This window comes from Gallicola sp. Sow4_E12 (assembly GCF_052116305.1).
Classification (GTDB): domain Bacteria; phylum Bacillota; class Clostridia; order Tissierellales; family Peptoniphilaceae; genus JBQKLI01.
Genome location: NZ_JBQKLI010000001.1, coordinates 1 through 17,821, shown reverse-complemented (window position 1 = coordinate 17,821; position 17,821 = coordinate 1). Strand labels below are relative to the sequence as shown.

General features: G+C 37.0%; 17 protein-coding genes. 2 read left to right on the top strand and 15 right to left on the bottom strand.

Annotated elements, in window-relative coordinates:
- Positions 1-34: 34 nt before the first annotated feature.
- The 15 genes from rpe to ACTQ46_RS00015 form a co-directional block, all read right to left on the bottom strand.
- Positions 35-685 carry a ribulose-phosphate 3-epimerase gene (gene rpe / locus ACTQ46_RS00085; protein WP_441746433.1) on the bottom strand — a complete coding sequence of 217 codons (651 nt, stop codon included), beginning with the start codon at positions 683-685 and terminating at the stop codon, positions 35-37.
- A complete protein-coding gene (rsgA, locus tag ACTQ46_RS00080; RefSeq protein ID WP_441746432.1) occupies positions 685-1,566 on the bottom strand; it encodes a ribosome small subunit-dependent GTPase A in 882 nt (293 codons plus the stop codon). The genes rpe and rsgA overlap by 1 nt, the downstream gene beginning before the upstream one ends.
- A 4-nt stretch (positions 1,567-1,570) precedes the next feature.
- A complete protein-coding gene (gene pknB / locus ACTQ46_RS00075; RefSeq protein ID WP_441746430.1) occupies positions 1,571-3,547 on the bottom strand; it encodes a Stk1 family PASTA domain-containing Ser/Thr kinase in 1,977 nt (658 codons plus the stop codon).
- A complete protein-coding gene (locus ACTQ46_RS00070) occupies positions 3,544-4,281 on the bottom strand; it encodes a Stp1/IreP family PP2C-type Ser/Thr phosphatase (protein WP_441746428.1) in 738 nt (245 codons plus the stop codon). The genes pknB and ACTQ46_RS00070 overlap by 4 nt, the downstream gene beginning before the upstream one ends.
- Before the next feature lie 5 nt (positions 4,282-4,286).
- A complete protein-coding gene (gene rlmN, locus ACTQ46_RS00065; protein ID WP_441746426.1) occupies positions 4,287-5,324 on the bottom strand; it encodes a 23S rRNA (adenine(2503)-C(2))-methyltransferase RlmN in 1,038 nt (345 codons plus the stop codon).
- A gap of 439 nt (positions 5,325-5,763) precedes the next feature.
- Positions 5,764-7,071, bottom strand: a complete 1,308-nt coding sequence (rsmB, locus tag ACTQ46_RS00060) for a 16S rRNA (cytosine(967)-C(5))-methyltransferase RsmB (protein WP_441746424.1) — start codon at positions 7,069-7,071, stop codon at positions 5,764-5,766.
- 1 nt (position 7,072) lies between these two features.
- On the bottom strand, positions 7,073-7,753 hold the full coding sequence (locus tag ACTQ46_RS00055; RefSeq protein ID WP_441746423.1) for a zinc metallopeptidase: 681 nt from the start codon (positions 7,751-7,753) through the stop codon (positions 7,073-7,075).
- Position 7,754: 1 nt separating this feature from the next.
- A complete protein-coding gene (fmt, locus tag ACTQ46_RS00050) occupies positions 7,755-8,696 on the bottom strand; it encodes a methionyl-tRNA formyltransferase (RefSeq protein ID WP_441746421.1) in 942 nt (313 codons plus the stop codon).
- 8 nt (positions 8,697-8,704) lie between these two features.
- Positions 8,705-9,202: a peptide deformylase gene (gene def, locus ACTQ46_RS00045; protein ID WP_441746419.1), complete on the bottom strand. Its 498-nt coding sequence runs from the start codon at positions 9,200-9,202 to the stop codon at positions 8,705-8,707.
- Positions 9,203-9,222: 20 nt separating this feature from the next.
- The gene (gene priA, locus ACTQ46_RS00040; protein WP_441746417.1) at positions 9,223-11,601 is read right to left on the bottom strand and encodes a primosomal protein N'; all 2,379 of its coding nucleotides are present in this window, start codon (positions 11,599-11,601) and stop codon (positions 9,223-9,225) included.
- Positions 11,601-12,785 (bottom strand): bifunctional phosphopantothenoylcysteine decarboxylase/phosphopantothenate--cysteine ligase CoaBC, encoded by a 1,185-nt coding sequence (gene coaBC, locus ACTQ46_RS00035; RefSeq protein WP_441746415.1) that lies wholly within the window; start codon positions 12,783-12,785, stop codon positions 11,601-11,603. The genes priA and coaBC overlap by 1 nt, the downstream gene beginning before the upstream one ends.
- A complete protein-coding gene (gene rpoZ / locus ACTQ46_RS00030) occupies positions 12,772-12,972 on the bottom strand; it encodes a DNA-directed RNA polymerase subunit omega (RefSeq protein WP_441746413.1) in 201 nt (66 codons plus the stop codon). The genes coaBC and rpoZ overlap by 14 nt, the downstream gene beginning before the upstream one ends.
- Positions 12,969-13,559 (bottom strand): guanylate kinase, encoded by a 591-nt coding sequence (gene gmk, locus ACTQ46_RS00025; RefSeq protein ID WP_441746411.1) that lies wholly within the window; start codon positions 13,557-13,559, stop codon positions 12,969-12,971. Before gmk ends, rpoZ begins: the two co-directional genes overlap by 4 nt.
- Positions 13,552-13,821 carry a DUF370 domain-containing protein gene (locus ACTQ46_RS00020; protein ID WP_441746410.1) on the bottom strand — a complete coding sequence of 90 codons (270 nt, stop codon included), beginning with the start codon at positions 13,819-13,821 and terminating at the stop codon, positions 13,552-13,554. The genes gmk and ACTQ46_RS00020 overlap by 8 nt, the downstream gene beginning before the upstream one ends.
- Positions 13,822-13,829: 8 nt before the next feature.
- Positions 13,830-14,708: a YicC/YloC family endoribonuclease gene (locus ACTQ46_RS00015; protein ID WP_441746408.1), complete on the bottom strand. Its 879-nt coding sequence runs from the start codon at positions 14,706-14,708 to the stop codon at positions 13,830-13,832.
- Positions 14,709-14,842: 134 nt separating this feature from the next.
- On the opposite strand from ACTQ46_RS00015, the gene ACTQ46_RS00010 reads away from it, so the two are divergent.
- Positions 14,843-16,591: an Rqc2 family fibronectin-binding protein gene (locus ACTQ46_RS00010; RefSeq protein WP_441746406.1), complete on the top strand. Its 1,749-nt coding sequence runs from the start codon at positions 14,843-14,845 to the stop codon at positions 16,589-16,591.
- Between the two features lie 10 nt (positions 16,592-16,601).
- Positions 16,602-17,690: a cell wall-binding repeat-containing protein gene (locus tag ACTQ46_RS00005; protein ID WP_441746404.1), complete on the top strand. Its 1,089-nt coding sequence runs from the start codon at positions 16,602-16,604 to the stop codon at positions 17,688-17,690.
- Positions 17,691-17,821: the final 131 nt, after the last annotated feature.

Sequence of the window (17,821 nt, the reverse complement as noted above, 5' to 3'; positions counted from 1 at the left end):
GTCCGAAGACTCTCAGCAATAGCACCCCTAGTGTTTAATCTAATATTTTTTTGTAATCCGCGATTTGCCGGCAAATATTTTCATTGAATATATCAGAACCTGAGACGATTAAATCTACGCCTTTTTCCTTTAAATCTTCCAGCCTGTCCAACTTTACGCCTCCGTCAACCTCTAATAGTATATCATAACCAGACTCGTCAATCATCTTTCTAACATCTATGATCTTTTGATTCATCGTCTCAATATACTTTTGGCCGCCAAAGCCCGGATTTACTGTCATGATTAATATTAAATCCAAATCTGGAAGCAGATATTTTATAGGATCTAAAGAAGTTCCAGGATTTAGAGAAATACCAGCTTTCATTCCAGCCTCATGAATCTTCTGGATCACGCGATGGCTGTGATCTGCAGACTCGATATGAAAGGTAAAATAATCTGCTCCGGCTTTCTTGAATTCTTCGATATAGTCCGCCGGTTTTTCCACCATTAAATGAACATCAAAGATAAAGTCAGTTCGATCTCTTAATTTTCCTACAACTCCTGGACCGTAAGAAATATTCGGCACATAATGCCCGTCCATAATATCCAAATGCAAATATTTGATCTTTTCTTCCTCTAAAATTTTAAGCTGCTTTTCTAAATTATAAAAGTCAGCCGCCAATAGGGAAGGTGCTAATTCCGCCATTAATATCTCCTCTTTTCTTCGTATTCTTCTACAAAAGAAACATAATTTTTATATCTGGATTCCGCGATTTCATTGGACTCTACAGCTTTTTTCACGCCGCAGTCCGGTTCATTTAGATGCATGCAGTTTTTAAATCTGCATTTTGAAATAAAGGACTGAAAATCTTTCATAAGATAAGGAATCTCTTCTTTATTATCGATAAAATCAAGACTTAAAGAACTAAAACCCGGTGTATCCAATATATATCCAAACCCGATATCCTTAATTTCAGTATGGCGGGTGGTATTTTTCCCTCTCCTCAGCTTTTGGCTGATCTCTCCTATCGGGAAAGATTTGTCTGGAAAAAGATAAGAAAGGGTTGTTGACTTCCCTACTCCAGATGGTCCCGTTATCGCAGTCGTTTTATCTTCTAAAAGCTCTTTTAAATGCAGCTTTGTTCCTTCTACATTTGAATTAAAGTACAAATCATATCCGATGTCTTCATAGATAGATTGATAATAATCCTTCTCTTCTTGTTCGATTAAATCCGTTTTATTAAAGACAATAATCGTTTTGATGTCTGCTTTTTCAGTCATTAAAAGATATTTATCCAGAAGTCTAAGATTAATATCCGGTTCCCGTATGCTCATAAGTATAATCACTTGATTAATATTTGCCACAGGCGGCCTTAACAATTCTGAAACTCTAGGATACAGCTCTTCTATATAACCGGAACCATCCTCATCTGAAATTCTAATGTCCACATAATCCCCTACCAGGGGTTTCTTATCCTCTTTTCGAAAGAGGCCTCTGGCTTTGCATTGATATTCATCGCCGTTAGTCAATTTAACAAAATATATTCCCCGGTCTGATTTAATGATCAATCCCTTTATTGAAATCACTCTCCTAATTTGTAGTCATTAGTTTATCGTCGATATAAACATTATATTCATCCGAAGTAAGACCATTTACTGGGATCGTAATATCTCCTTCGCTTGCTTTATGATTCTGATCCACAACCGTTTCTTCTGTTCCGTCATCGGCTACTTTCTTGATCTTTACATTGTAGTTTTCTACATTTTCAGGCTGTTGAATTTTGAAATTAAATATCTTCCTTTGATCTTCTGTATTTTCACCGTTATTCTCTTCATTTTCATCCGGCTCATCCTCTTCAAGAGTAGGATCTTTCCCTCTGCTTACCACAAGGTTTACAGAACTTCCAGTTTCTAAGTTTGTTCCTGCGTTGAACTCCTGCCACATAACAGAGTTTTCTGCATAGCTGTCATTATATTCGTATTGCAAAGTTCCTACACTTAGCCCTACCTCTTGAAGCATAGAAGTCGCTTGAGAAATCTCTTTTCCTAATAAATTTATCATTGAAACGGTCTTTATCTCCGGCCCTCTGGAAACGGTAATGCTGATAGCTGTATTCTCAGGAACTTCTTGACCGTATCCCGGGTTTTGATTCATTACTTTGCCTTCTGGATACTGATCTGAATATTTTTTATTCACTTCTCCTAAAGTCAGATTATTTGATTTTAAGGTATTTTGTACTTCTTCAATCGTCATATTGGAGAGATTAGGTATTGTTGCCTTTTTTTCTCCTAAACTGATAGAGACCTTTACCACTCCCCCTTCTTCTATCATGGAAGTAGACTCTGGGTTCTGGCTGATAACAAGCCCTTCTTCTACAGAACTATCCTCAACTCTCTCTTCAACTTCTAAAGTAAGACCAATTTCTTCTGCCCTTTTTGCTGCTTCATCCTGAGTAAGTCCTATAAGCGGCGGAACTTTCACCTTGCCTTCATTCGGATTATTCGACCCCATAGCAGAACGGATAAAAACAAAAAGCACAACTAACAGCAAAGCTGCTAGGACTGGAAGAATATAAGTTTTAAAGAAAGATTTTTTTTCTTCCGGCACTTCTTCCTCTTCTTTTTCCTGTTCTAAGGTATAGACCGCCTCTGGCGTTTCCTCTTCTTCTACTTCATCCAATGGAATTGGCGGAATAATTCTCGCTGTCTGTTCCTTCGTTTCATCTATAGCTCCAGCGCCGAAAGTTTTATAGTTCTCTAGGGCATTTCTTAGCTCTGTAGAAGACTGAAAACGATCCGTCGGACTTTTTTCCAGCGCCTTTACAATAATCGCATTGATGCCCGCTGGTATGGATTCGTTGATTTCATTAGGAGGAACAAGAGGATTTTGTATATGCTTTAATGCAATACCTACTGAGTTCTCTGCGTCATAGGGCACTTTTCCCGTAGCTATTTCATATAAAACAATCCCCAAAGAATAGATATCGGATTTTTCGTCTATAAATTTTCCCTTTGCCTGCTCCGGGGAAATATAATGAACTGTTCCCAAAACTGTTGATGTATAGGTGATAGTCGATGAAGATGAAATTCTCGCTATCCCAAAGTCCGTTACTTTAACATCATTATTATCATCAATTAATATATTATGAGGTTTAATATCCCTATGAATTATATTTTTTCTGTGTGCACATTCCAAAGCTTTCGCTATCTGCACTCCATAATGTACAACTTCCTCTGTAGATAAAGCGCCTTTTTCATTGATAATATCTTTTAAAGTAGGACCGTCCACATATTCCATAACAATATAATTATATTTTCGATCATCAATCAAAGAAGAACCTACGTCAAAGACTGAAACAATATTTTGATGAGTCAAACTTGCGGCAGACTGCGCCTCCATTGCAAATTTTTTTACAAAATCATCATCGTCTACATACTCGTTCTTTAAAACCTTTACAGCTACCGTACGATTAAGCAAAGTGTCCTTTGCTTTATAGACAATAGCCATACCGCCGATTCCGACCTTTTTTTCTACAACATAGCGGTTTCCTAAAATCTCTCCGATCATTCTGCCACCTCCTCATTATCAAATAATGTTACTGTGACATTGTCGGCTCCTCCGGCTTCATTAGCCATGTCGATAAGCTTCTCCACCTTGTCTTCTAATGCCAAGGCAGAATCTCGAAGCACGGCTTCTATTTCAGAATCCTCCAGTTGTCCATTTAAGCCGTCTGTACATAAAAGAAGCTGGTCGCCTTTTGAAAATTCCATTGCGATAGAATCAACTTCCACCGCTTCTTCCAATCCGACGCTTCTAGTGATCACATTCTTTCGATTATAGGTTTTTGCCTCTTCCTCGGTGATTGTTCCATAATGAAGCAGATCATTGACTAGAGAATGATCTCTAGAAATTTGTTTAAAACCATACTCATTCATTAAATAAGCTCTGCTGTCTCCCACATTTGCAGCATATAGACAATCCCCTTCAATAAAAGCCAAGACAACCGTTGTTCCCATATTGCTGCAGTCTTCCGAACTGGTGGCTAAACCGTATATTTTCTTATTGCCTTCTTCTATCGCTTTTTCTAATAATTCTAAGCGGTTTGTTATCCTACTCGTGTTTTCGCAGATAAAGTTCTTGATCCCTTCAACCGCCATCATCGAAGCTACTTCTCCAGCTTTGTGGCCGCCCATACCGTCTGCGACTATTAGGAGCGCCCAATTTTCTTCAATAATATTGTCATAATAATCTTCATTGAGATCTCGGATCATTCCGATATCCGTATTTGAATAAACTCTCAAAGGGTTTAGCTCCTTTCCTCGCGAATATAATTTGCTCTTAACTGACCGCAGGCACCTTCGATATCCTGCCCTTGTTTCCTTCGTATCGTAGTGGTAATACCGTGTTTGTTCATGTAATTGTAAAATTCCTGTACGCTTTTCTCCGAGGAAGAACTTCTGTCATATTCTTTTATCGGATTTAATGGAATCAGATTCAAATGGCAATTCCTTCCCCTAAGCAGCTGTACAAGTTTTTTGCTGTATTTAAGGCTGTCGTTCTCATCTTGTATCAAGGTATACTCAAAACTTACCCTGCGTCCTGTTTCTTTAAAGAAGTAATCGCAAGCATCTAGTATTTCTTCTATCGAATATTTTTTTCCGATAGGCATCAGTTTTTTTCTTTCTTCATTGAAAGGGTTGTGAAGAGATATCGCTAAATTAATCGGAAAATGATCCTCTCCCAGCTGATAAATCTTCGGTACGATGCCGCAGGTAGACAAAGTGATAGAACGAATACTCATTCCGTAACCTTTCTCGTCGGAAATCATTTCAATAAAACCTGTCACATTATCATAATTTTCAAGAGGTTCTCCGATTCCCATAAGAACTACATTGTCGATACGAGTATTTAAATACTCATTGACTGCATAGATCTGGTCCAGCATCTCATGCTTTTCTAAATTTCTTCCAAAGCGCTCTTTTGTGGAAGCACAAAATACACAGCCCATCTTGCAGCCTATCTGAGAAGATATGCATAATGTAGAGTGGCTGGAATATTTCATGTAAACTGCCTCTATCACATTGCCGTCTTTGCATTCCAAAATAAATTTCTTTGTATCATCTAGTTTAGATGAAAAGACTTCCAGAATCTCAAGTTTCGCAATAGTGCCTCTTTCCTTCAGCTTTTCTCTAAGAGACTTCGATAGATTCGTCATATCGTCAATCGATGAAATCCCCTGTTTATGAATCCCTTCATAAATCTGGCGGCCTCGAAACTTCTTCTCCCCCCACTGTACTAGTTTTTTTTCAAGTTCTAGCAAACTCATATTATTATATATTTCCATAGTATACTCCTATTTTAAAATTATATCATAAATAGATATCCTTATAAAAATGCTTTTCCGGCAAATATATAGGGACCTTTTGTAATATCTATGTTATTATCCTGATTAAGTTTGCATCATGACTTTGTAATTATTAACCAAAGAGTGTGAGAGTCGGGAGAGCGAAAGGGTGGAGTTACGGTGGAAAATGAAAAACATATTCATTTTCGCCATAGTAAAAGAAGCAGATCTTACTCGATCGATGATGTCGATTCGTTCGATTAAGTATAGTATCTATTTTTTTACGAACAGAAAGTCGATTATCCACTTTCTTCCCTACCTTCACTCTTCTCTTTTCTTTCTTTTTTAACACTCCACGCTCTCACACTTATTAACAGCTCTTCTTTATACACTCGCTAAAAAAGATTGTATGCTTCCGACACACAATCTTCTTTTTATACTATAATTTTCTAAACTTGGCGATAAAAAATCCATCTTGATCTATTTCGTACGGCATAATTTTGAGATAGTCTCGTTCTGCGCCTTTATAAAACAAGGGAAAACCTTCCACATTATAATGCTTTAGAATATAGTCCCTCTGATCTTCATTTTCTTCAGATAGAATGCTGCAGGTAGAATAGAGCAGATATCCGCCTTTTTTTACATATTTCACGGCTTGATCAATTAGCTTCTTTTGAGTCTCTACCAGTTCTTTCGTTTCTTCTTTTGTTCGGCGAAGCTTTATCTCCGGTTTTTTTGAAATGATTCCCGTTCCCGAGCAAGGCGCATCCAGCAGAACAAGATCAAACTGTTTCTCCCATTCCGGTCTGAATACCGTACCGTCGAAAGAAGCCGTTTCAATATTTTCAGCCCCAAGTCTTTCTGCATTTTCTTCTATAAAGCGAAGCTTGTTTCGATGAAGATCATTTGCCGTTATACTGCCGGTATTGTTCATTATCTCAGCCATTTGGCAAGTTTTAGATCCGGGTGCCGCACATAAATCCAGCACATTCATATTTTTTTCCGGATCAGCGTAGAATGCTGAGAGTACGGAACTTGCATCTTGAATCGTAAAATACCCCTTTTTAAAAGCTTCCGTTTCTGTTAAACCGAAGGAATTTTCTAGAATTAAAACAGCATCAATTTCTTCATGCTGGCGAAGTTTATAGCCCTCTTCAGTTAACAAGCTGACTAATTCCTCTTTTGTTGTTTTGCTTTTATTAACTCGAATCATAGTATCTGAAGAATAATTATAGGATTTCAGAATTTTCTTGATGGTTTTATCAGAATAGTTCTTTCTCAAAAGATCCAAAAGATCTTTCGATACAGAATACTCTACTTCCAAACGAGTCCATTTGTTTTTTAGTTTAATATCGCTTTTGCTGATTTCATCTCGTATTGCATTTCTAAGAATTCCATTGACAAAGGCCTTGTTTCGGTCTTCAGAATATTTCTCAACCAGTTCCTGAGCCTCGTTTACTATGGCATATTCCGGTACTTTATCCATAAACAAATACTGATAAATAGAAATTCTAAGTATCTCTAAAATTTCCCTGTCTAAATGAGCAAAAGGAGTATTGCTGTATTCTCTAATAAAATAATCTAACGCTTTTTGTTCCTCTAAAACTCCGTAAACCAGCTTTTTAACAAAACCGATCTCCTTTTGATTTTCTTTAGAGGCTTCCAAATTTTTCAATAGATCAGAAGCATACCCGTTCTCATAGTGGGTTTTCAATAAAATTTCAATTGCCGTTTCTCTTTCTTTCATACTAATCCCTTCTGTTGCCTGATAACAATATAAGTCTTAAAAGCTGGGCGATCGCAACTAAGGTTGCTGCAACATATGTTAAGGCTGCCGCACGAAGAACTTTTTTTGCCGAACCTGTTTCTTCCTGAGTAAGAAATTCATTTTCTAATTGAACGATCGCACGAGAACTGGCATTAAACTCTACCGGTAATGTAACGATCTGAAAAAGTACCGTTACAGAAAAAACTACAATCCCGATATTAATTAACGATGGAATTGAAAAAATTATTCCTAATAAAATCAAAACCCAAACAGATTGAGATGCGATTCCTGCTACAGGAGCTAAAAAAGTTCTGAATGTTAAAGGAGCATAGCCTTCCTGATGCTGAAGAGCATGGCCTACCTCATGGGCCGCAACAGAAACTGCTGCAATAGAGCTTTTATTATAGACAGACTCTGAGAGCCGTACAACTCTTTGCATAGGGTCGTAATGGTCTGATAATTCTCCGCTTACAGCCATAACCTGTACATCGCTCAGCCCGGAACGGTCTAATATACTCCGTGCAACATCTCTTCCCGTATATCCTTTTTGAGAGGAGACTTTATTATATTTATGAAAGGTTGACTTGACTTTAAACTGTGCATAGGCTGCTATTATCAAAGCTGGTATTAATAATAAAAAACTAGAATCATAATAAAACATACTAAACCTCCTTTTGAAGATTAATTCCTTTAGGGAAAGTGTTCCCGGCTAAAAATTGTTCCACAGTCATTCTTTTTTTGCCTGGAAACTGAAGTTCATATATTTCTACTGCCCCTTCTGCTGCAGCAATTGTTATATGATCTTTGCAGATTTCCGCCACTTCGCCTATTTCTTTAGATTCATTATAATTCTTAATTATGTTCATTTTATGAACCTTTATATTTTCTCCATTATAAACAAAAAACATGCCCGGCCAAGGTTTGAGACCTCTATACTTATTATAAATAACTTCTGCAGTTTCGGACCAGTCGATCTTCCCCATACTTTTTGTTAAATAACCTCTATAACTTGCCTCTTCTTCCTTTTGGCTCTTTCTGTTTTCATAATATTTTTCAAAATTCCGCAGAACCTCTACAAGTCCCTCCGCCCCCAAAACTTTTATTTTTTCTTCAAGTTCAGGTGCAGTTTCATCCTTTCCAATCCTAGTGGCCACGGTATGAAGAATATCTCCCCGATCCAGTTTTTCATCTATCATCATAATCGTTGCCCCAGAAGTTTCCTCTCCTTCGATAATAGCCCAGTTGATCGGCGCTGCGCCTCGGTATTTAGGAAGGATAGAAGAATGAACATTGATGATTCTTTCCCCTATATAATCGAGGATTTCTCTTCCGATCTTCTGACCAAAAGCTACCACCACAATAAAATCCGGTTCTTGAGCCTTGATTTTTTCTACAACTTTCGCATCGTTGACATTCTCCGGCGTTATGATCTCCAAACCTTTTTCTTCTGCAAGGAGCTTAACGGGGGTCGGAGTCATTTTCTTGCGATTTCCGGGACGATCCGGCTGAGTAACTACTAGAGGTATCTCAAACCCTTCTTCTAATAATAAAGAAAGACTTTCTACTGCAAAATCAGGTGTTCCCATAAATACGATTCTACACATAATAACCTCTATTCTTCATCCATGGATTTACCAAGTTCATCGATCTGCTCTTGAGTCAGCTCGATTTCTCGATCGATATAAAGTACACCGTCTAAATGATCCAGCTCGTGGCAGATACAGGTTGCAAAATAGCCTTCAGCCTTGATTTTTTTCTTTTCTCCCTTTTCATCTGTATATTCAACCAAAACATACTCCGGTCTTTCTACATAGCCTTGACGTTCCGGTACAGATAGACATCCTTCTACATTGATTTGTCCTGTTTCAGATTTTTCTACAATGACAGGATTGATCATACGAAATACTCCAGTATCGTCTCTCATATCTATAACGACAGCTCTTCGAAGAACTCCGACCTGAGGTGCTGCAAGCCCTATTCCGTCTTTTTCATACATTGTATCAATCATGTCCTCTAAAAGAACAAGGATTCGATCATTGATTTCATCTATTTCTCGGGATTTCTTTCTTAAAAGAGGATCCCCTTCTATTCTTACTTCTCTAATAGCCATATTTTCTTCCTTTCTATATTCTAATAAAAATTGACCGGGTTCATGGTCATAGTCATTCTATAATTTTTCCAGTCGATCTTATATATATTGTCATTTAATACCCGTTTTAAGACCTTTTTATATTCATCATTTCCTTTGGGAAATTTATAATTGATTTCGAAACGATAAAAGTTATTAATCCACTCTACAGGACAAGGATTCGGTCCTGATAAATAAAACTCCACTCCCGATGCTAAGAGCTCTTTTTGAAGAAGTTTTGATACTTCAAATATTTTTTCCCTTGTTCTGTAGCGGTTCCCGTGAAAAACTTTAATATTTACTAAATTATAAAAGGGCGGATATTTAAATTGTTTTCTTTTTTGAATTTCTTCTTCGTAGAAATCTTGAAAGTCTTGATGTCTGCCTGCTTGGATAGCATAATGATCCGGCTTGTAACTTTGAATAAATACCTTGCCTTTCAAATCTCCTCTGCCGGCTCTGCCTGCTACCTGAGTTAAAAGCTGGAATGTTCTTTCCGATGCTCTGTAATTGCCTTGATTTAAACTAATATCTGCAGCGATTACACCCACTAAGGTTACTGCCGAAAAGTCCATCCCTTTAGCAATCATCTGAGTTCCTATAAGGATATCTACTTCATGATTCTTCATTTTTTTATAAAGCTGATTATAACTATCTTTATGTGTCATCGTATCTGAATCGATTCTTAGAATTTTAGCCTCTGGAAAGGCTGCTCTTGTTTCTTCTTCTAATTTTTCTGTCCCGGCACCAAACTCTTTAATCGCCTTGCTTCCGCAGTTGGGACAAACATTTTCTTTTATCTTCGTTCTTCCGCATAAATGGCAGACAAGTCTTCCCTGCCTTTTGTGATACGTCATGGCCACATCGCAGTGATCGCATTCCATAACATAACCGCATCGTCTGCAGAAAATATAAGAAGAATGTCCTCGTTTGTTTAAAAAAAGTATGCTTTGTTCGTTCTTTTCTAAGTTTTCAGCGATTCCTTCTTGTAAAGCCTCACTGAACATGGAAAAATTTCCATTTTTCATTTCTTCTCTCATATCCACGATATGGACTTCGGGAAGAGCTGTTTTATTCGCCCGTTTTTTTAATTCTAAAAGATGATATTCATTACCTTTTGTTTTGAAATAATGTTCTATAGAAGGAGTCGCCGAGCCTAATATTATAGGACAATTATGATATCGGGATCTAAACTCTGCAACTTCTATAGCATCATATTTTGGGTTTTTTTCGCTGATATAGCTAAGTTCATGTTCTTCATCTACAACGATAAGCCCTAAGTCTTTAACCGGAGCAAAGATAGCTGACCTCGCACCGATTATAATTTTAAAATGTCCAGTCTGAATCTGCTTCCACTGATCGAAACGCTCATTTACAGAAAGTCTCGAGTGAAGTACCGCTACCATTCCTGGAAACCTGCCGGAAAACCGTGCGATAGTCTGAGGCGTAAGAGAAATTTCCGGTACTAAAACGATGGCTCCTTTGCCTTCATTTATTGCTTTTTCTACAAGCTGAAGATAAAGTTCCGTTTTTCCGCTTCCTGTTACCCCTTGTAGAAGAAATTTATTTTTTCCCTGTTTCCGAAGCTCGGTTATTTTTTGAAAGGCCTTTTTCTGTTCATCATTGAATTTGATTTTTTCATAATTTTCAGGTTTATCTTCTGCAATTTTTCTAAAAACTTTCCGCTCTTCAACTTCAATTATTTTTTTCTCTAGAAGTGCAGAAACCACAGTAGAGCTTGTATTCGTTTCTCTCAAAAGATTTTCATAAAGAATCTCTCCTTTTTCCTCAAGATAATCTACAACACGTTTTTGGGCGACAGCTCGGCTGGACACAAGATCTTTATTATAATCCTGAATTAAACGGACAATACGGATTTTCTTCTCAGAAAGACTATTTTTCCTTTCCAGAAAAAATTCCAGTTCTCCCTTCTTTACCCTTTCCATTAATTCAAGATGAGATATAGAAAATTTAATTTGTATCTCTTCCCAGCTTCTTCGCTCTTTAAGATAGATGAGAAGATCTTCCTTGGAATCTCCCTCATAATAAAAATACTCTACAATTTCCGAAAAATTTCCAGGAGGAAGAACAGTCTGCATAGCACTTGATAGATCTGACAGATATTCTTCTACCATAAAAAAAGCGATGGATATCAGTTCCTCGTTTAAAATCGGCTCTTCATCCAACACTTTCTCTATCGATTTAATCTTGTCGAATTCAATTTCCTCTACTGTTCCGACAACGATACCCATCCTTTTTTTATTGCCTTTTCCAAAAGGAACAATGACTCTGCACCCATTTTTAATATTTTTATCATAAGAATAAGTGTAGAGCCGGTCTGTAACTTTTGTTTTGTTTTTCAATAAAACTTGAAAAAACATTATTGTTCATCCTTTAATAAATTTAAAATTCTATCAGCCAATTCCAGTTTCGTCATTTTATCAAGAAAAACTTCTTCCTTCTCTGACAAAATTACTGCGATATTTGTATCCACATTGAATCCTGCACCTTCTTTCGAAACATCGTTGGCGATAATATAGTCCGCATTCTTTTTATGGAGTTTCTTTCTTCCGTTTTCAAGTAAATTCTCTGTTTCTGCAGCAAAGCCAATAACCGTCTGGTTCTTTTTATTCTTTCCCATTTCCATTAGGATATCCGGATTTTCTATTAATTGAATTTCCAAACCTTCCCCTGATTTTTTGATCTTCTCTAAAGCTTGAACGGGAACTTTATAGTCAGAAGGAGCAGCTGCCATAATCAAAGCATCGCACGTTGGAAATTCATTGCGAAGTGCATCTAAAAGGTCTTGAGTTGTTGTGATGTCAATCGTTTTGCAGCCCTTTGGAGATTCAATAGCTGTAGGTCCTTTAATCAAAACCACATCGGCTCCTCGAAGGATTGCCTTTTTTGCAATAGCATAACCCATTTTTCCGCTGGAATCATTAGACAAATATCTTACTGGATCAATTCTTTCCCAGGTAGGACCAGCTGTAACAATAATTCTTTTTCCCTTAAGATCTTTTTTATAAGCAATAACATCGATATATTCAGCAATTTCTTCCGGTTCAGCCATACGGCCGTCTCCAAAGGTATTGCATGCAAGCTCCCCTACAGAAGACTCGATGAACTGATGGCCTCTCCTTTTAAGCACTTCTAAATTATCTTGGGTTGCTGGATTTTGAAGCATATTTGTATTCATCGTAACAGCGAAGTGTATCGGTTTTGTATAAGCCAAAGCTGTAGCTGTTAAGAGATTATCTGCAATACCATGGGCAATTTTTGCCATAGTATTTGCTGAGGCAGGTGCCACTAAAAAGATATCGGCTCTAGAGGCTAATTCTATATGCTCCACTTCTTCGTGATGACCGTCGTGAAACATCTCTTGATATACTCGGCATCTTCCCATCGTCTCAAATACCAATGGCGAAACAAGCTTAGCTGCATCTTTTGTCATTATAATCTCCAGTTCATAACCTCTTTTAATAAGCCTTGAAACTAAATCGCAGACTTTATAAATGGCAATTCCTGCAGTAATCCCTAAAAGAATCTTTTTATTCGTCTTCATTTTCTACTGCAAACACTTTGCCTTCTACGATTTCTTCTAAGGCTTGAGTTACTGGAGAATCTCTTTTGACATCTGCCATAGGTTCTGAACCTGCTATAATCCTTCTGGCTCTTTTTGATACCATTACGGATATCGCATAACGGCTGTTGCTGATTTTTGCTAATTCTTCAAATGATGGATTTATCATAATTCTACCCCCTGTATACTTGTAACTTTTAATTTTTCTGCTTCGATAATACTTTCAATTTTTCCTACTGTTTTATCTACATCGTCATTGATAACGGCATAATCGTATTTGTCGATAAAAGTAAGTTCGGTTTGAGCGTTGTTCATTCTCAAGTTAATTGTATCTTCATCTTCTGTAGATCTCTTCTCAATTCGATTTCTTAATTCCTGCAGATCCGGCGGCAGCAAGAAAATATATACAGCCTCTGGACAATTTTCTTTTACTTGCAAAGCTCCCTGCACGTCAATTTCCAATATAACTATATCACCGCTATCAACAGATTCTGTAACAAATCTCTTCGGTGTTCCATAGTAGTTTCCATGAACTTGTGCATATTCCAAAAATTCTTTATTCACTATACTCTCTTTAAACTCCTCTTGGCTCATAAAATAATAATTTTCGCCATTCTTTTCCAAAGGACGTTTTTTTCTAGTTGTTGCTGAAATGGAGTATTTTATATCTTTTCTGTGTTTCATCAAAGCTTCGCAAACTGTACCTTTTCCAACTCCGGAAGGACCGGAAAGGACTAATAGAAAACCATCACGCATTATTTTCCTCCTCGTTTTCTTCATTATTTTTTGGATCGATTCTTGCTACTAAAGTCTCTGGCTGAAGAGCCGACAGCACGATCTGATCGCTGTCTAGATTGATAATAGATCTTGTTTTTCTTCCAAAAGTAGCATCTATAATTTTCCCTTCTTCCCGAGCCCGCTGAATCATTCTTTTTAAAGGAGCAGAGTCCGGTCCGATAATAGACACCACCCGCTCAAGGGAAACAAAATTTCCGAAACCTATATTAACTAATTTCATACTTCCCCCTACTGAATATTCTGTACCTGTTCTCTCATTTTTTCGATATCAGACTTAATTTCGATAATATTTTTCGTCAAAAGAGGGTCATTCGATTTTGATCCCATCGTATTTGCTTCTCGATTCATTTCCTGAATAATAAAATCTAATTTTTTACCGATGCTCCCTTCGGAATTCAAACTTTGTTTAAACTGTTCCTGATGAGATCGGATTCTTTGAATTTCTTCATTGATATCTGCTTTATCCGCATAGTAGCACACTTCCTGCAGGATTCGGTTCTGATCGATATTTTCTGGAGATAATATCTCTTCCAGTCTTTTTTCAAGGCGCTCTTTGATTTCCTCATAAACTTCAGGAGATCTTTTTTCGATAATCTTAACTTTTGTCTCGATAGAGTCGAGTTTGTTTAATAAGTCTTTCTTTGTCTCCTCTCCCTCGGTTTTCCTCATTATATCTAAACTTTCTAAAGCTTTTTCCAATAAGGATATCAAAAACTCCTCTGTTTTTTTCTCGTCGATCTTTTCATACTCGACCTGAAGGATCCCGTCTCTTTCTAATATCCACTTAAGCTTGTCTTTAAAAGGACTTTTGAATTTTTCTTCTAAGGCTACAACTGTCTGAAAATATTTTTCAGCTAACAAAAAATCAGCTTTCAGATCTGCCTTCTCCGAAGTTTTCTTTTCAGCATTAATAAAAACTTCGATACGTCCTCTCTCAACATATTCCTTTATTTTGCTCTTAACTGCATCTTCTGCAAATTTAAGAAAATAAGGAGCTTTAAATTGAATATCGAAGTACTTGTGATTTACAGCTCTTAAATCAATACTAATCTGAAAATCTTCGTTTTCGCCTTCTATTCTTCCAAAACCAGTCATTGAATACGTCATGCATAAACTCCTAATCTTTTTACTTGGTAGATATATGTTAAAACAAAAAAATGCAAAGATCAATATATTATGACAAAATTGTCATAATATACTTGTAGTTTTATGCTATACTGAGTAGAAGAAAGGGTGATAAGATGAGCTATGACGGCATCGTAACCCACTTTGTAGTGGATGAATTAAAAGAAAAATTAATCGGCGGAAAAATCAATAAAATCAATCAACCGGATCGAAACGAGATCCATCTGACCGTTTATCATAATCGAAAAAACTATCGGCTTCTCCTTGGAGTATCCAGCAGCATTCCTAGAGTATATCTCTCTTCAGAAAGCCGAAAAAACCCTCTGACGGCTCCTAACTTTTGTATGTTTCTTCGCAAACAGATTCAAAGCGGTATTATAGAAGACATCGAACAAGACGGTTTTGACAGGGTTATTGCATTTAGAATCAAGACCTTTAACGAGCTGGGTCTTCCCGTCAATAAAAAACTGATTATCGAACTGATGGGAAAACATTCGAATCTGATCCTCGTAAAAGAAGATCATACTATTATTGATGCATTAAAAAGAATCTCAAAAGATATCTCGAGAGTCCGCCAGATCATACCAGGACTTTCCTACAGCACCATAAAAGATGATAAATGGGATTTAGAAAAACAAGGTTATAAAAATCCTTCTGAGCTTTATAACGAAGAAATGGATGATGAGAAGCTCTTTCAATTTTTCTATCGCCACTATACCGGCTTTAGTCCCATACTAGGTCGTGAACTATCGAATCTCGCAAACCTTGCGCCTTCCACAAGGCTTCATTATATTGAGCAAGAAGAATGGGAAAGAATTGATAAAGAGTTTTATAAGCTGTATGAACGAATAATCCAAAGAGACATCGACCCTCAAATTATCCTCGATCCGGAAGATGAAAGTTTCAAAGAATTCCATGGTCTAGATATCCGTTATCTGGGAAACGAGAAAATAAGATTTGATACGATTTCGGAAATGCTTGAAGAATATTATAAAAAAAGTGCAGTAGACGATCGTATTTCTCAAAAGGTAAGCTCTCTGCGAAAAATTGTTCAGAGAAAGTACAATCGCGATCTCAACAAATTAGCTACGATGGAAAATGAGTTGATTGAAAGCAAGGATCGGGAGCAGTATAAAATCTTCGGCGATCTTCTATCTGCAAATAATCATAGAATCGAAAAAGGTACAAAATCTATCGAAGTAGAAAATTTCTATGATCCAAATCTCGGAAAGATCACAATCCCGCTGGACCATAAAAAATCTCCTTGGGAAAATACCCAGCATTATTATAAAATGTATTCCAAAATGAAAAACCGCCATAAACTTTTGGAAGTACAGATTCCAAAAACCAGGGAAGAATTAAAATATATCAGCCAGCTTTTAGACTCTATGAATCATATCACTGAAGTAGGCGAAATCGAAGAGATACGGGAAGAAATGATCGATTACGGGTTGATTAAAAAAAGAAAGAAAAAAGAACGATTTGAAAAATCAAAACCCTATCACTTTATCAGTTCCAACGGACAAGATATTTATGTTGGTAAAAACAATCGGCAAAACGATATATTAACTTTAAAAACAGCGAATCGGGAAGACTATTTCTTCCATGCAAAAGATATACCCGGCTCCCATGTAATCCTGCGAAACAACGAGCTGAATGAAGAAGATTTTAAAGAAGCAGCATTTCTTGCAGCTTACTACAGCAGTGCCGGTTCAGAAAAATTTGTAGACGTAGATTTTACCCAAAAGAAAAATGTTAAAAAATCCCGATCAGCAAAGCCCGGCATGGTTTATTATGATCATTTTGAAACAGTAACTGTATCGATAAAAGAATTTAATATCAACACATTCAAAAAGACTAAATAAGGAGAATACAATGAAAAAATTATTAGCAGTCTGTGCATTAACAGCACTATCCATCGGAACATTTTCCCCTCTATCTCAAGCAGCAGGAGGAGATTTAACTAGAGTATATGGCAGCGGCCGAGTAGAAACATCTGTAGCGATCAGCAAAGCTTCTTTCCCTGAAGCTGAGAAAGCTATTATCGCTTCAGATAGCGGTTATGCTGATGCTTTATCTGGAGGACCTTTGTCTATTCAAATCAACGGACCGATTCTTTTATCTTCGACTAGTGTCAAGGATTCAGTATCGAGAGAATTAAAAAGACTTAAGGTAAAAGAAGTTATTATTTTGGGTGGTACAAAAGCCGTAAGCCAAAAAGTAGAAAATGTACTAAAGAATGATTATACTGTTACAAGACTAAGCGGCGACAACCGTTATGAAACAGGAAAAGAAATCAACGAATACCAAAATAGTTTAGATAAAAGCACTAGAACTCGATTGGGCTACGCTACTGGTATGGGTTATGCAGACGCCTTGGTGGCTGGACCCTATATCGGAAAAGAAGGATCACTTCTTCTTCATAATCCAGCTCTCACATTAGAAAATCCAGACATGGTATTCGGTGGAGAAAAAGCACTGCCTAAAATAAAAAATGCAAAGAAGAGATTCTCAGGATTAAACCGCTATGATACAGCTGTAAAAATTGCAGAATCTTACCGCTTAACAGGTCCATATACTCCAGGACAAACTGTAATTATCGCCAGCGGACAAAACTATCCAGACGCTCTAGCAGCCGCACCCCTTGTAAATGCATACAGATCTGTTCTGCTTCTTACAAATACAGACTACCTTGCACCTGAAACGAAAGAATATCTAGAATCACCCTCTGTTAAAAATATCTTTATTCTTGGCGGAACAAATGCAGTATCTGACAAAGTAAAAGATGAGATCGTGAAACTAAAAGAGATCAAAACAGTTAAAGAGATCAGAGAAAATTATACAGGCACAACTACAACTAAAGAAGAAGCTGTGGACAGCAGCGAGGATAACAAAAAAATTGAAGTAACAAAAGAAATTAACCCTTCTGAAACTACTGTAAATATTGAAGAACAAAATAAATAACAAAAAGATCGTCCTGAAAATGATGTGTACCCATAAAACTGGACACAATATTAAATTAATTATTTACAAGTGGATGCTAGCCTATATTTTGTAGGAGGCATCCATTTTGTTTTGCTTTGAATTCTTTCATT

Bases quoted from the DNA above. Each gene is read 5' to 3' on its own strand.
- pknB (WP_441746430.1), bottom strand. From the start codon at position 3,547: ATGATCGGAGAGATTTTAGGAAACCGCTATGTTGTAGAAAAAAAGGTC.
- rpoZ (WP_441746413.1), bottom strand. From the start codon at position 12,972: ATGATAAATCCATCATTTGAAGAATTAGCAAAAATCAGCAACAGCCGT.
- rsmB (WP_441746424.1), bottom strand. From the start codon at position 7,071: ATGAAAGAAAGAGAAACGGCAATTGAAATTTTATTGAAAACCCACTAT.
- def (WP_441746419.1), bottom strand. From the start codon at position 9,202: ATGGCTATTAGAGAAGTAAGAATAGAAGGGGATCCTCTTTTAAGAAAG.
- fmt (WP_441746421.1), bottom strand. From the start codon at position 8,696: ATGTGTAGAATCGTATTTATGGGAACACCTGATTTTGCAGTAGAAAGT.
- coaBC (WP_441746415.1), bottom strand. From the start codon at position 12,785: ATGAAGACGAATAAAAAGATTCTTTTAGGGATTACTGCAGGAATTGCC.
- rlmN (WP_441746426.1), bottom strand. From the start codon at position 5,324: ATGGAAATATATAATAATATGAGTTTGCTAGAACTTGAAAAAAAACTA.
- ACTQ46_RS00005 (WP_441746404.1), top strand. From the start codon at position 16,602: ATGAAAAAATTATTAGCAGTCTGTGCATTAACAGCACTATCCATCGGA.
- ACTQ46_RS00020 (WP_441746410.1), bottom strand. From the start codon at position 13,821: ATGAAATTAGTTAATATAGGTTTCGGAAATTTTGTTTCCCTTGAGCGG.
- rpe (WP_441746433.1), bottom strand. From the start codon at position 685: ATGGCGGAATTAGCACCTTCCCTATTGGCGGCTGACTTTTATAATTTA.
- ACTQ46_RS00010 (WP_441746406.1), top strand. From the start codon at position 14,843: ATGAGCTATGACGGCATCGTAACCCACTTTGTAGTGGATGAATTAAAA.
- gmk (WP_441746411.1), bottom strand. From the start codon at position 13,559: ATGCGTGATGGTTTTCTATTAGTCCTTTCCGGTCCTTCCGGAGTTGGA.
- ACTQ46_RS00055 (WP_441746423.1), bottom strand. From the start codon at position 7,753: ATGTTTTATTATGATTCTAGTTTTTTATTATTAATACCAGCTTTGATA.
- ACTQ46_RS00015 (WP_441746408.1), bottom strand. From the start codon at position 14,708: ATGACGTATTCAATGACTGGTTTTGGAAGAATAGAAGGCGAAAACGAA.
- priA (WP_441746417.1), bottom strand. From the start codon at position 11,601: ATGTTTTTTCAAGTTTTATTGAAAAACAAAACAAAAGTTACAGACCGG.